Origin of the sequence: Streptomyces sp. NPDC057438 (assembly GCF_042802995.1) — a bacterium.
Taxonomy (GTDB): Bacteria; Actinomycetota; Actinomycetes; order Streptomycetales; family Streptomycetaceae; genus Streptomyces.
This window is the reverse complement of record NZ_JBHVDD010000039.1, coordinates 61,346-75,327: the sequence shown is the minus strand read 5'-3', so window position 1 is coordinate 75,327 and position 13,982 is coordinate 61,346. Positions and strand designations below refer to the sequence as shown.

Annotated in this window: 11 protein-coding genes and 1 tRNA gene; 8 read left to right on the top strand and 4 right to left on the bottom strand. The window is 72.6% G+C overall.

The window, feature by feature from the left end:
• Positions 1–67: 67 nt before the first annotated feature.
• A complete protein-coding gene (locus ACFU5F_RS22085) occupies positions 68–355 on the bottom strand; it encodes a chaplin (RefSeq protein ID WP_383889822.1) in 288 nt (95 codons plus the stop codon).
• Positions 356–1,082: 727 nt separating this feature from the next.
• Positions 1,083–1,155 (bottom strand) — tRNA-Arg (locus ACFU5F_RS22080).
• Between the two features lie 272 nt (positions 1,156–1,427).
• On the opposite strand from ACFU5F_RS22080, the gene ACFU5F_RS22075 reads away from it, so the two are divergent.
• The 7 genes from ACFU5F_RS22075 to ACFU5F_RS22045 all read left to right on the top strand — a co-directional run bounded on the left by ACFU5F_RS22075 (position 1,428) and on the right by ACFU5F_RS22045 (position 10,586).
• Complete coding sequence (locus ACFU5F_RS22075) at positions 1,428–3,098, top strand: dynamin family protein (protein ID WP_383889819.1); 1,671 nt, start codon at positions 1,428–1,430, stop codon at positions 3,096–3,098.
• A 5-nt stretch (positions 3,099–3,103) separates the two neighbouring features.
• On the top strand, positions 3,104–5,212 hold the full coding sequence (locus ACFU5F_RS22070; RefSeq protein ID WP_383889817.1) for a YfjP family GTPase: 2,109 nt from the start codon (positions 3,104–3,106) through the stop codon (positions 5,210–5,212).
• Between the two features lie 226 nt (positions 5,213–5,438).
• Positions 5,439–5,918, top strand: coding sequence for a single-stranded DNA-binding protein (locus tag ACFU5F_RS22065; RefSeq protein ID WP_383889814.1), 480 nt, complete (start codon positions 5,439–5,441; stop codon positions 5,916–5,918).
• 262 nt (positions 5,919–6,180) lie between these two features.
• Entirely contained in the window at positions 6,181–7,614 is a 1,434-nt protein-coding gene (locus ACFU5F_RS22060) for a Cys-Gln thioester bond-forming surface protein (protein ID WP_383889811.1), read from the top strand.
• Between the two features lie 202 nt (positions 7,615–7,816).
• On the top strand, positions 7,817–9,481 hold the full coding sequence (gene ettA / locus ACFU5F_RS22055; protein WP_383889808.1) for an energy-dependent translational throttle protein EttA: 1,665 nt from the start codon (positions 7,817–7,819) through the stop codon (positions 9,479–9,481).
• 2 nt (positions 9,482–9,483) lie between these two features.
• A complete protein-coding gene (locus tag ACFU5F_RS22050; RefSeq protein WP_383889805.1) occupies positions 9,484–9,894 on the top strand; it encodes an acyl-CoA thioesterase in 411 nt (136 codons plus the stop codon).
• Positions 9,891–10,586, top strand: coding sequence for a hypothetical protein (locus ACFU5F_RS22045; protein WP_383889803.1), 696 nt, complete (start codon positions 9,891–9,893; stop codon positions 10,584–10,586). Before ACFU5F_RS22050 ends, ACFU5F_RS22045 begins: the two co-directional genes overlap by 4 nt.
• Before the next feature lie 21 nt (positions 10,587–10,607).
• Here ACFU5F_RS22045 and ACFU5F_RS22040 read toward each other — a convergent pair whose 3' ends face one another.
• Positions 10,608–11,021, bottom strand: a complete 414-nt coding sequence (locus ACFU5F_RS22040; RefSeq protein WP_275458357.1) for a globin — start codon at positions 11,019–11,021, stop codon at positions 10,608–10,610.
• 133 nt (positions 11,022–11,154) lie between these two features.
• Between ACFU5F_RS22040 and ACFU5F_RS22035 the strand changes: the two genes are divergently transcribed.
• On the top strand, positions 11,155–12,138 hold the full coding sequence (locus ACFU5F_RS22035; RefSeq protein WP_383889800.1) for a methyltransferase domain-containing protein: 984 nt from the start codon (positions 11,155–11,157) through the stop codon (positions 12,136–12,138).
• Positions 12,139–12,231: 93 nt separating this feature from the next.
• Here ACFU5F_RS22035 and ACFU5F_RS22030 read toward each other — a convergent pair whose 3' ends face one another.
• Complete coding sequence (locus ACFU5F_RS22030) at positions 12,232–13,959, bottom strand: FHA domain-containing protein (RefSeq protein WP_383889798.1); 1,728 nt, start codon at positions 13,957–13,959, stop codon at positions 12,232–12,234.
• Between the last annotated feature and the right edge of the window lie 23 nt (positions 13,960–13,982).

Here is a 13,982-nt window from a genome sequence, read left to right as displayed (position 1 = left end):
GTCCCACCGTCCGGGGCTTCGCGTCACTGTCGTGTCGCCGTTGCGGCACTCAGGGCTGTCGGCCGTGTCAGTGGCCGTAGCCGGACGGGCCGGGGTTGCCCTTGTGGTTGTCGTCGCTCTTGTTGACGCAGACGTTGCCGAAGGCGGGGTTCAGCAGACCGACGACGTTGATCGTGTTCCCGCACAGGTTGACCGGAATGTTGACGGGGACCTGGACGATGTTGCCCGAGAGGACACCCGGCGAGCCGACGGCCTTGGCCTCGGCGCCCGCGTCCGCCGAGGCCAGACCGGCGCCGCTGAGCACGACTGCGGACGTGCCGAGGGTGACGACGGCTGCCTTCGCGATGCGAGACATCACGTTCTCCTTCTTGATCGGTGAGCACGACCCCCACTTCGTGGCCGCACGCCCCTTCAACGCGCCCGCGCACCGGGGGTCACGGCGTCGACCTGGGGATCACCCGTTCCGAAGGGGAGTGTGGAGGCCGACGATCACCGACGGCGGAAACCGGAAACCGGAAACCGGACAGAGTGGAACTCTCCTGCGAGAAGGGCGAGGAGTGGGCGCCAACGTGCTGCTGTTCGATGCGGACTCCTACGCCTACGCGGCCGGTGTCCACGAAGGCCCGCTCGACGAGTGCGTCGCGCCGGCCTGGGCAGGCTCACCGCGGTGTTCGAGAAGGTACTTCCGTGATCGGTGACGAGTACGGGGCCACGTACTACACGCACGTGCGCGACATGGCCGTGCTGGCGGCCGACATCGAGACCTTGCGCGACAAGTAGACCTCCGACCGCCACGACGACCGCTCCCGCGGGCGCGCGGTGCGCCGAAGGGGCGGCCGCCTGACCTGAAAACGGCGCCTGGAGGCCGCCGGGGATCTCCCGGGCCGACCGGCGGGGACCGAGGCTTCTGTCCGGGAAATTCGACACGTGTTCGACAGGGCCGCCCGCGAAAACCCGCTGACAGTCGGACCGCCCCGGAATCTCGCCTTGAACCGCCGGGAGAGCGCCCGGGGGCTTGACCATGGCGGGCGATACCCGCTGTGACCAGTAAAAAGCCCTCCCGGAGGGAGGGCGGAGACTTGCGCCCCCGGCAGGACTCGAACCTGCGGCCAAGCGCTTAGAAGGCGCCTGCTCTATCCACTGAGCTACGGGGGCCGGGTGTGGTGGCCTCTGTCCTGGTGCCCGGGTGTGGGCGGATCCGTGACGTCACCGGGGACAAGGATAGGGCTCCCGAGTCCTTGACCCTGTTGCTTCGCCTCCGTGGCTCAATGTGGAGGTTCGGTGAAGCGGTCCTGATAATCGCAGGCAGGTACGAATCGTGCACCTCTTTTCGCGGCTCGGGCCCCGCATGTTGTGCACTCGTTATGCCTGCGCCCCTCTCGCCCCTTCCGTCCCTCTGCGTCCACTCGGCGCGCAGGCGTACTTATATGCTTCAGAATGTCCCCAAAATTGGGCATTCTTCGCATGTGGTGACCTTGGACGTACGGCCCCAGTTGCTCGACGCGCTCTCCGCCCTGCGCGACCGTGTCGCCGCCGCGCGCTTTCCGCTGCCCCTGGCAGGGGCCCCGCGCGCGCGTGCCAACCGCGACGAACTGCTCGCGCAACTCGACGACTACTTGGTGCCCCGGTTGCGGCAACCCGAAGCGCCGTTGCTGGCCGTGGTCGGGGGATCGACCGGAGCCGGCAAGTCCACTCTCGTCAACTCCCTGGTGGGGCGGAAGGTGAGCGAGGCCAGTGTGCTGCGGCCGACGACCCGTACGCCCGTACTGATCTGCCATCCCGATGACCACCACTGGTTCAGCGACATGCGTGTCCTGCCCCACCTGACCCGTGCGTGGCTGCCGCAGCGGGAACCCGGTCAGGATCCGGACGACGAGCCGTTCCCGCCGGGCGGGAACGGCGGCAAGGAGGGCGCACGCGTCCTGCGCGTCGAGACCGCCGACAGTCTTCCGCCCGGTCTCGCCCTGCTCGACGCCCCCGATGTCGACTCCCTGGACGCCGACAACCGCGTACTCGCCGCCGAACTGATCTGCGCCGCCGACATCTGGGTGATGGTCACCACGGCCTCCCGCTACGCCGACGCGGTGCCGTGGCATCTGCTGCGGTCCGCCAAGGAGCACCGGGCGACCCTGGTCACCGTCCTCGACCGGGTGCCCCACCAGGTGGTGTCCGAGGTCTCCCGGCAGTACGGGGCGCTGCTGACCAAGGCCGGGCTCGGTGACGTGCCCCGGTTCACCGTGCCCGAGCTGCCCGAGTCCGCCTGGGGCGGGGGGCTGCTGCCGGGCACCGCCGTCGCTCCGCTGCGGGCCTGGCTCGTCCAGCAGGCGACCGACCCCGCGGCCCGGCACGAGACCGTGGCCCGCACCGCGTACGGGGTCCTCGACTCGCTGCGGTCCCGGATGCCCGAGCTGGCGAGCGCGGCGGCCCAGCAGTACTCCACCGCCCTGCGGCTCACCGCCGCCGTCGACACGGCGTACGACAGCGAGTACGCGCGCGTGAAGGGCCGGCTGCAGTCGGGGGCGGTGCTTGCCGGGGACGCCCTCAAGCGGTGGCGCAGCTACCCGCTCGACTGCACCACCGGTGAACTGCTCGACGCCCTCGCCGAAAGCCTCGGCACCCTGCTGCTGTGCGCCGTCACCGCCGCCGACGAACGGATCGGCGAGACCTGGCGTCGCGAACCGGCCGCCGTGGCCGCCGGGCTGACGGAACGTGACGCCGCGCGCGAGAGCGTCGAGGACCGGATCGGGATCACCGTACGACGCTGGCGGCGCGTTCTGGAGGAGTACGCCGAGGAAGAGGTGCGCGACCTCGACCGCAGCGTCGCGCCGGACGTGGAGGCGGTGGCCGCACTGGGCGCCACGGCCCTGCTGGGCGGACGGCGGGCGCGGTCCGCGGGCGAGGGGCTCGCCGAACGGATCGGGGCGCACGGCGCGCTGCGGCTGCGCGACCGGGGCGGACGGCTGCTCACCGAGTACCTGGAGCGGGCCCTGGACACCGAGCGCGAACGCCGTCTCGCCCCGCTCTACGCACTCGACGTACACCCCGAACCACAGGCCGAACTCATCGCCGCCCTGTCCGTACTGCAGAAGGAGAGGTGACCGCCGTGACCGCCGTCACTGACCACACGGATCAGACCGGAGACGACGTCCCCGACAAGGGTGACGACAGGACGGGTGAGAGGAAGGGCGAGGGAAAGGGCGGCGGGAGGCCCGCGGAGGGCCGGGCCGGTCGTCCCGCGGAGGCCGGTGCCGGGCAAGGGCACCCGAGGGGTCCCGACGGGGGGCGATCGGAGAGGGCCGGAGGTGCGTGGTTCGAGGAGAGGCGCGCGGCGCCGGACCGGGGCGCCGACGCACCGGCCGGGCCGGGCCGCGAGCAGCGTGCCCGGGGCGAGAACGCCGCCCACGCACGCGTGCCCGACCGTTCCGGCGGCGGCGCGTACGGGGGTCCGGCCGGTGCCCCACCCGGTGGCCCGTCCGGTGATGCGTCCGGTGATCCGTCGCCGCGGACCGAGTCCGGCGATCCGTGGGACGACGGGCTCATCGCACGGCGTGTCACCGAGGCGGGGGCTGCCGAGCGTGCCCCGGGCGTGGAGCACAGGGCGCCGGTCGCCCAGCCGGTCCCGCTCGCGTACGACGGACGGCTGAGGTCGCGGCTCGACGCGCTGCGGGAGCTGGTGGGGGCGTCCCGCACACGGCTGGACAGCACGACCCTGGCGGAGGCCGGACGGGTGCTGGACGAGGCCGCGGCCCGGCGCAGGCTCTCGGGACAGCACACGGTCGTCGCCATCGCGGGCGCCACCGGGAGCGGCAAGTCCATGCTGTTCAACTCCCTCGCCGGAGTGACGATCTCGGAGACGGGCGTACGCCGGCCCACCACGGCCGCGCCCATCGCGTGCAGCTGGAGCGACGGAGCCGCGAGTCTCATCGACCGGCTGGGCATTCCGGGGCGGCTGCGACGGCGGCCGCTGCAGAGCCCGGAGGCGGAGGCCCAGCTGCGCGGGCTCGTGCTGGTGGACCTGCCCGACCACGACTCGGCGGCGGTGGAGCACCGGGAGCAGGTGGACCGGATCCTGGCGCTCGTGGACGCCGTCATCTGGGTCGTCGACCCGGAGAAGTACGCCGACGCCGTCCTCCACGAGCGCTATCTGCGGCCCCTGGCCGGCCACGCGGAGGTCATGTTCGTCGTCCTCAACCAGGTGGACCGGCTGCCCGGCGAGGCGGCCCACCAGGTGCTCGACGATCTGCGGCGACTGCTCGACGAGGACGGGATCGCGCTGGGGGAGCACGGCGAGCCCGGTGCCACCGTGCTCGCGCTGTCCGCGCTCACCGGGGACGGCGTGGGGGAACTGCGCGACGCGCTGGGGCAGTTCGTGGCCGAGCGGGGCGCTCCCGCCCGCCGGGTGCGCGCCGACCTGGACGCGGCGGCCGCGCGGTTGTGGCCCGTCTACGCGAACCAGCGGCGCACGGGGCTCAGCGAACGGGCCCGGGACGAGTTCGCCGCGCGGCTCGCGGACGCCGTCGGCGCCACCGCCGCGGGCGAGGCCGCCGAACGCCTCTGGCTGCGCCACGCCAACCGCGCGTGCGGTACCCCCTGGCTACGGCTGTGGCGGTGGTACCAGGGCCGTGGCGAACTCCCCACCGGGCGGCTCGCCCTGGCGGCGCCCGTGGACGAGGAGTCCACGGCGCGGCAGCGCGTCGAACAGGCCGTGCGCACGCTGTCGGAGCGCGCCGCGGCGGGACTGCCCGCACCCTGGGCCCAGGCGGTGCGCGATGCGGCCGTGCGCGGGGCGCAGGGGCTGCCCGAGGCGCTGGACGAGCTCGCCGTGCGGGTCGGGGCGCCGACGGGGCGGCCGCCGCGGCCGGGCTGGTGGCCCGCCGCGGTCCTCGCACAGGCGTCGATGACGCTGCTCCAGGTCGTCGGCGGCCTGTGGCTGCTGGGACAGATCATCGGCTTCATGGCACCGAATCTCGGCGTTCCGGTGCTGCTGATGGTGATCGGCATCGTCGGCGGCCCGGCCGTCGAGTGGGGCTGCCGCATGGCCGCGCGCGGTCCGGCACGGCGGTACGGCCACGAGGCGGAACGGCGGCTGCGGGAGGCTGCCGCCGGGTGCGGCCGGGCACGGGTGCTGGATCCGGTGGCCGCCGAACTGCTGCGGTACCGGGAGGTGCGCGAGCAGTACGGGCGGGTGCTGGGGGCGGCGCCGGTGGGGTGAGGCACGGTCTCCACCGGGGTGGTTCACCCCGTCGGGTGACGGAGTTGTCCACAACCGGCGGGTAGTGCACAGGGCTCGGCGGGCTCGTCCCGACGGCGGCAGTCTGAACACGCGGCGATCACAGCACCGCCGCACGACGGACGCAGCAGCCGTACGGGACGGGCCCGTACACGTGTCCGCTCGGCACGCCGGCCTCGGGGCCGGCGTCGAGGAGGGGGTTCGCGAGATGAACGAGACGATGGTGTGCGTGGTGGGGAACGTGGCGACCCAGCCGGTCTGCCGGGAGTTGTCCACGGGTTCGTCGGCCCGGTTCCGGCTGGCGGTGACCTCGCGGTACTGGGACCGGGAGAAGAACGAGTGGACCGACGGCCACACCAACTTCTTCACCGTGTGGGCGCGGCGCACGCTCGCCGCCAACGTGGCATCGTCCGTGTCACTGGGGGATCCGGTCGTGGTCCAGGGGCGGTTGAAGGTGCGCACCGAGCAGCGGGACGGGCAGAGCTGGGCCTCGGCGGACGTCGACGCGGTCGCCATCGGCCACGATCTCGCCCGGGGCACGTCGGCGTTCCGGCGGACGCCCCGAGGAGAGGCACCGGCGGCGGACCGGTCCCCGTCCCCGGCGGAGCCGAACTGGGAGACACCGCCGTCCGGCAGCCGGCTCGACCCCGGCGCCGAACTCAGGCCGGAACCAGCCGGGGTGACGTGAACTCAGCCCCGTGCGGAGCGTGGGACGGCGGTGCACACATGGTGAAGGGTCCGTGTGCACACCTGGGCAATTCGTCGACAGGAGCTGTTCATGGGCTGTGCACGCGATAACGATTCCGATTCGGATCGGTTGTCCGACGATACGACTGGGAAAGGTGGTGCGCCTCGTCCCTAGGATGCCGGGCATAGCTCACGGGGCTTCTGATTCTGCTGGTGGGACCACAACCCCCCACGTCAACGGGTCCTGCTCGAAGGGAAATTCTGTGCTTTCTTCGTTCTCGGCGTCGTTCTCCGGGTGGTCCGGGTGGGCCGCGCGCAGGCGAGGGGCTGCCCGCCTCGCCGCCGTGTCACTCGCGTCAGGCCTGGTCGTCGCGGGCGCGGTCGTCACCGCGGGCCCGGCCGCCGCCGAGGGCACGGCGCCGAGTTCGGGCGGGGCCACGGCGACCATGGACGGCCTCAGAACCTTCGGGACGGCCGTGCTCCGGACCGAGGACGGCCAGGAACAGCAGCTTCCCGCAGGGCTGTTCGAGATGTTCGTCGACGACGGCGGCACGCTGCAGACCTACTGCGTCGACGTCCAGAACCCCACGCAGAAGGACGCCGAGTACCGGGAGACCCCCTGGAGCGGCACCTCTCTCGGCGCCAACAAGCAGGCGGGCAGGATCCGCTGGATCCTGCAGAACTCCTACCCGCAGGTGAACGACCTCGCGGCACTCGCCGCCAAGGCCGGGACCAAGGGCCTCACCGAGGAGGACGCGGCCACCGGGACCCAGGTCGCGATCTGGCGGTACTCGGACGGGGCCGAGGTGACGGCCCTGGACCCGGAGGCGGAGAAGCTCGCGGACTACCTGGAGAAGAACGCGCGGGACCTGGCGGAACCGACCGCCTCCCTGACCCTCGACACGTCGGCGGTCTCCGGCCGGCCCGGGGAGCGGCTCGGACCCGTGACGGTGCACACCACCGCGGACGGCGTGACCGTGACCCCGCCCTCGGACGCCACGGCGGACGGCGTTCGGGTCGTCGACGCGAAGGGCGAGGACGTGACCGCGGCCGGGGACGGCAGCGAGCTGTACTTCGAGGTGCCCGAGAAGGCCGCGGACGGCTCGGCCGAGCTGACCGTGCAGGCCTCGACGACCGTGCCGGTCGGCCGCGCCTTCGCCTCCGAGAGCCGAAGCCAGACCCAGATCCTCGCCGGCTCCAGCGAGTCCACGGTCACCGCGACGGCGACCGCGCACTGGGCCGGTGAGGGCGCGATACCGGCCCTGTCCGCCGAGAAGAACTGCGCCGCCGGCGGTCTGGACCTCACCGCAGCAAACAAGGGCGACGAACCCTTCGCCTTCGAACTGATGGGGATCACCTACACCATCGAGGCGGGCGAGACCCGCACGGTGACGATCCCCTTGCAGGAGGACCAGGCGTACGACTTCACGATCGAGGGGCCGAACGGTCTCACGAAGCGGTTCCGGGGCGTTCTCGACTGCCGGACGGAGACCGCGGCCGGGGCAGGCGGCGACTCGGTCCAGACCCTGAGCGAGCCGAGCCCGGCGACGGTGGGCGGGGGTGAGGCGGTCGACACCGCCGGCGACCTCGCCGAGACCGGCAGCTCCGGCGCCACCCCGGTGATCGGCGGCATCGCCATCGGACTGGTCGTGATCGGCGGCGCGGTGATGATCCTTCTCCGCCGCCGGAACCCGTGAGGGACAGCGCTCCTTGACAACTCGACAGTGAGTGACCGCGCGATGACACACGCGTGCGACGCGGCCCCGGTACGCCCTCTCGGCGCCGGGGCCGCGTCGTTCGTCCGGGGGCTTCACCATCCGGTTTCCGTCGAGGGCTGGCCGTGCGGCAAGATGGGTGGTACTGCCCACTGCCAGATTTCAAGTTGCCGGACGGTTTCTCTTGGCTGAGTACATCTACACGATGCGCAAGACACGCAAGGCGCACGGCGACAAGGTGATCCTTGACGACGTCACGCTGAGCTTCCTTCCCGGCGCGAAGATCGGTGTGGTCGGTCCGAACGGTGCCGGAAAGTCCACCGTTCTCAAGATCATGGCGGGCCTCGAACAGCCCTCCAACGGCGACGCGTTCCTGTCGCCCGGCTACACCGTCGGCATGCTCCTGCAGGAGCCGCCGCTGGACGAGTCGAAGACGGTCCTGCAGAACGTCCAGGACGGCGCCGCCGAGATCATGGGCAAGCTCCACCGCTTCAACGAGGTCGCGGAGCTCATGGCGACCGACTACTCGGACGCGCTCCTCGACGAGATGGGCAAGCTCCAGGAGGACCTGGACCACGCGAACGCCTGGGACCTGGACACCCAGCTGGAGCAGGCCATGGACGCTCTGGGCTGCCCGCCCGGCGACTGGCCCGTCACCAACCTGTCCGGTGGTGAGCGCCGCCGCGTCGCCCTGTGCAAGCTGCTGCTCGAAGCGCCCGACCTGCTGCTGCTCGACGAGCCCACCAACCACCTGGACGCCGAGTCCGTGCAGTGGCTGGAGCAGCACCTCGCGAAGTACCCCGGCACCGTCGTCGCCGTCACCCACGACCGGTACTTCCTCGACAACGTCGCGGGCTGGATCCTGGAGCTCGACCGCGGCCGCGCGATCGGCTACGAGGGCAACTACTCCACCTACCTGGAGACCAAGCAGACCCGTCTCAAGGTAGAGGGCCAGAAGGACGCCAAGCGCGCCAAGCGGCTCAAGGAGGAGCTGGAGTGGGTCCGCTCCAACGCCAAGGGTCGCCAGGCCAAGTCCAAGGCCCGTCTCGCCCGGTACGAGGAGATGGCGGCCGAGGCCGACAAGATGCGGAAGCTGGACTTCGAGGAGATCCAGATCCCGCCGGGCCCGCGCCTGGGCAGTGTGGTCGTCGAGGTCAACAACCTCAGCAAGGCCTTCGGTGAGAAGGTCCTGATCGACGACCTCTCCTTCACCCTGCCGCGCAACGGCATCGTGGGCATCATCGGCCCGAACGGCGCCGGCAAGACGACCCTCTTCAAGATGATCCAGGGCCTGGAGGAGCCCGACTCCGGTTCGATCAAGGTCGGCGAGACCGTCAAGATCTCCTACGTCGACCAGAGCCGCGAGAACATCGACCCCAAGAAGACGCTGTGGGCCGTCGTCTCCGACGAGCTGGACTACATCAACGTCGGCCAGGTCGAGATGCCCTCCCGCGCCTACGTCTCCGCGTTCGGCTTCAAGGGCCCGGACCAGCAGAAGCCGGCCGGAGTGCTCTCCGGCGGTGAGCGCAACCGCCTCAACCTGGCACTCACCCTCAAGCTCGGCGGCAACCTGCTGCTCCTCGACGAGCCGACCAACGACCTCGACGTCGAGACCCTGTCGTCGCTGGAGAACGCGCTCCTGGAGTTCCCCGGCTGCGCCGTGGTCGTCTCCCACGACCGCTGGTTCCTGGACCGGGTGGCGACGCACATCCTCGCCTACGAGGGCGAGTCCAAGTGGTTCTGGTTCGAGGGCAACTTCGAGTCGTACGAGAAGAACAAGATCGAGCGGCTCGGCCCGGACGCCGCCCGTCCGCACCGCGCCACCTACAAGAAGCTGACCCGGGGCTGATCTTGCGCCACATCTACCGCTGCCCGCTGCGCTGGGCGGACATGGACGCGTACGGCCACGTCAACAACGTGGTCTTCCTCCGCTACCTGGAGGAAGCCCGTATCGACTTCCTGTTCCGCCCGGAGAAGGACTTCAAGCAGGGGTCCGTGGTGGCGCGCCACGAGATCGACTACAAGCGGCAGCTCGTGCACCGGCACAAGCCGGTGGACATCGAGCTGTGGATCACGGAGATACGAGCGGCGTCCTTCACGATCACCTACGAGGTCAAGGACCCGGAGCAGGTCTACGTCCGGGCCTCGACGGTGATCGTGCCGTTCGACTTCGCGACCCAGCGGCCCCGCCGGATCACCGCCGAGGAGCGCGAGTTCCTGGAGGAGTACCGGGACGACGAGGAGAGGGCCGTCGCCGCATGACGGTGCTCCACCTCGCCGACGAGGGGGAGGCGGCGGATCTCGCGGCCTTCCTCTCCCGACTGCTCCACTACGACCGTGGAGCAGCGGTGCGCCTCCAGGCGGCAGGCACCGCGCTGGCCGTCTTCGGGCGGCCGCCGTCCTTCGAGGTCCTGGCCATCAGGGCCGCCCGCCTCGCCAAGCCGTACGAGAACGGGCTCGACGTCACGCTCGACGTGACCGTGTCGGCCGGTGAACTCCTGGAGTCCGTCGACGAGTCCGCCGGCACGGCCGTCGTCCCGGCGGCGGTGACCGGGCCTCCGTGGGCCGGAGTGCTCCCCCCGCGCGGCGGCTGGCGGCCGGAGGCCGGGCTGCCGGCGCCGGACGCGCTGCGGGCGATGGTCTCCGCGGCGGTACGCGAGTTCCGCTCCCGCACCGAGGAACTGCCGCCCGAGCACCGCACACGGGCCGAACTCGACCGGATCGGGCGGGAGATCTGGACCCGGACGGTCGGGAACACCCCGCTGCCGGTCCGGGCCGTGCACGCGGCCCAGTCGCTCGGCTTCCTGCGCACCGCGCGGACGGTGGCCGGCGCACCCGAGCAGGCGTCGCCGGAACTGTTCTCTTCGGGCGCGTGGCTGCGGCTGCGCACGCCGTACGGGTCGGTCGCCGTGCGCAGGGCGGGCCTCGGGGCGCTCGACGTCAGCGTCCGCTGACCTCGCGCTTCCCCCGGCCGCTCAGCCCGGGGCGTTCACCATCGAGGCGGCCGCATACGTCAGGTAGTTCCACAGGATGCGCTCGTGCTCCTCGGAGAGCCCGAGCTCGTCGACGGCGTCGCGCATGTGCTTCAGCCAGGCGTCGTGGGCGGCGCGGTCGACGGTGAAGGGGGCGTGGCGCATGCGGAGCCGGGGGTGCCCGCGGTTCTCGCTGTAGGTGGTGGGGCCGCCCCAGTACTGGATCAGGAACAGCGTGAGACGGTCCTCGGCCGGGCCCAGGTCCTCCTCGGGATACATGGGTCGCAGGATCGGATCCTCGGCGACGCCCTCGTAGAAACGGCGCACGAGGCGCCGGAAGGTCTCCTCGCCACCGACCTGCTCGTAGAAGGTCTGCTCCTGCAGCGTGCCGCGCCGAATCTCGTTCACGTCACCCATGGTCTCAGACGCGTGGGAGGAGGTCTCCAGGCTTAGGACCATCCACGGGGGAGCGGGCGGGCGGATCGGTCGATTCCGGGTCCGATGCGGCGCGCTGCTCGCCTCCGGGGGCGTGCGGCCGCACAGTGGAGGTATGGGCACGCGCGCTGTGGACCACGACCTGGAACGTCTCGCCGCCGAGGCCCGGTCGGCGCTGGTGCGCGAGATCGGGGCCAGTGGGGCGTGGGACGCCGACCCGCAGTGGCGCAAGGCGTTCGAGAGCGTTCCCCGGCACCTGTTCGTGCCCTACTACTACGTGAGCGCCGTGGGCGGCTTCGAGCGGCTGTGGGGCGAGGAGCGGGACCCGAGGCGGCGCGAGCGGTGGGTGCGCGGGGCCTACGCCGACGCCCCGCTCGCCACCCGGCTGCGTGACGGGCGGCTGATCTCCTCCAGCAGCCAGCCGTCGCTGATGGCGAAGATGCTGGCCGAGCTGGAGGTGGAGGACGGCCACCGGGTCCTGGAGATCGGCGCCGGCACCGGGTACAACGCCGCCCTGCTCGCGCACCGGCTCGGGGACGACCTGGTCACGACCGTCGATCTGGACGCCGACATCACGGAGGCGGCGCGCAGGCATCTGGACGCCGCCGGCTACCACCCGACCGTCGTCACCGCGGACGGGGCCCGTGGGGTGCCCGAGCGGGCGCCGTACGACCGGATCATCGCCACCTGCACCCTGCCGTCCATCCCGCGCGCCTGGCTCGCCCAGTGCGCCCCCGGTGCGCGCATCCTGACGCCGCTGGCCACCGGTCTGGTGCGGCTGCGGGTGGAGGACGCGGGGCGGGCCGAGGGGCGTTTCCTGCACACGTCGGCGTACTTCGTGCCGCTGCGCGGCGGCAGCGAGCCGGAGACGATGCATCCGCACCTCGGCGGGCTGCCGAGCCGGGCCAGGGACCACGAGCTCTTCCGGTTCCTGCTCGCGCTGACGACGGGCAGCCTCGACCCGCACGAGGCCCTCGCCCTGTGGCAGCGCGAGGACATGCCCGAGCGCGAGCGTTACGGCATCACGGTGCGCGGCGACCGTGCCTGGGCATGGCTGGACGACCCGGAAGGGCCGTACGCCTGGCCTCTCCCGGACTGAGGGCGGCCCCGGCCGGGGCGAGCCGATCCCGGAAGAACGACCGGGGCCGGCCGCATCGCTCGGCCGGCCCCGGTCTCTCGCTGCTGGGGTGGATCAGCCCCGACGGATCGTGATCGTCGTCCACGCGCCCACGTGCACCCGGTCCCCGTCCTGGAGGGGGATCGGGACGAACGGCTGGATGGGGTCCTCGGAACCGTTGACGGTGGTTCCGTTCGTGGAGTTCTGGTCGACCACGGCCCAGCTGCCGTCAGGCTGCTGCACCAGCACGGCGTGCTGGTGGGAGACGCCCGGGTCCTCCGGCGGCACCGAGAGATCGATGTCGGGGGTGTCACCGGTGGAGTGTCGGCGGCGCCCGATGGTGATCTGGTTGCCGGTGAGGGCGCGTCTCTGCTCCGGGGAGTAGGCGGGCAGGTTCAGGCCCGCCGCCTCGGGGCCCGAGCGCTGCATCATCGCCATGAAGTAGTCGCGGTCGGGACCGATGGTCGCGCTCCAGGACGTCGGAGCCTGCGGGTACGCGGGGCCGGGCGGAGCCTGGGTGGCACCGGGCTGCGGGTAGCCGTAGCCGCCGGGGCGGGCGCCCGGACCGCCGGGTCCCCCCTGACCGCCGGGTCCACCGGGTCCACCGGGCCCGCCGGGGCCGGTCGACGGCGGGGAGATCACCCAGTCGTCGTCGCCGAAGGCGGGACCGCCACCGGGGCCGCCCTGCCCACCGGGGCCGCCGCCGGGCCCTGCGGGCTGGGGTCGCCGGGTCTCCTGCGGGAAGGCGGGCGGGGCGGACGGCCCCGCCTGCTGGAACGCCTGCCGGGCGCCGCCGGGGCCCTGGCCGCCGGGGCCACCCGGTCCCGGTCCGCCGGGGAATCCGGAGCCGCCGGGTCCACCGGACCCGCCCGGCGTAGGACCGGGCGGCGGTGGAACCGGTCGTGAGGGGTCGCCGCCGAAGGCCGAGGGGCCGGGCCGTGAGGGGTCGCCACCGAAGGCCGGGGGTCCGGGTCGGGAGGGATCCTGCCCGAACGCGGACGGACCGGACTGGCCGGGCCGACCGGACTGCCCCGGGCCGGGCTGGCCGCCCTGACCCGCGGGCCCGCCGCCGAACCCGGAGGCACCCCCTGGCCCTGACGGGCCACCGGGACCACCGGGCCCGCCCGGGCGGCCGGGTCCACCGGGACCGCCCTGGCCACCCTGTCCTCCGGGACCGCCGAATCCGCCCTGGCCGCCGGGCCCGCCCGGACCCGAGGGGTCGCCGCCGAACTGCGGTCCCGGTGGGATCGGCTCGGCGGGACGGTTCACCTGCGAAGGGCGGGAGCTCTGGTAGTCGTACGCGTCACCGCCGCCGTAGGACGGCGCGGGCGGTTGCTGCTGCTGGAACCGGAGCGCCGGGTTCCCGCCGGGACCCTGGCCTCCGCCGGGGCCCTGGCCGGGGCCACCGGGGCCGGGACCCTGGCCGGGCCCGCCCGGACCCTGACCCGGGCCGGGTGCCGACGGCCGGGGTGCGGCCGGGGTGTACGTCGTGGCGGTGTTGGTCAGGAAGTTCCACCGGCACTCCTCGCAGAAGGGCGCGCCGCCCTCGCGGGGCGTGCGGCACTGCGGGCAGAGTTCCGACTGGGCGGCGAGGTGCGGGCGTCCCCCGGGACCTCCGGGGCCCGGACCGCCGGGACCGCCCGCGCCCGGAGGCGGGGGAGGCGAGCCGGGCGGCGGGTATCCGTAACCGGCGCCCGGGGGCGGCGGTGGCGGCGGCGGGGGTACGGCACCGGCCATACGGTGACCGCAGACCTCGCACCAGTCGTCGGAACCCGACTGGTGTCCGTTCGGGCAGGTCGGCATGTCGGCGCTTCCCCCTCTCCTTT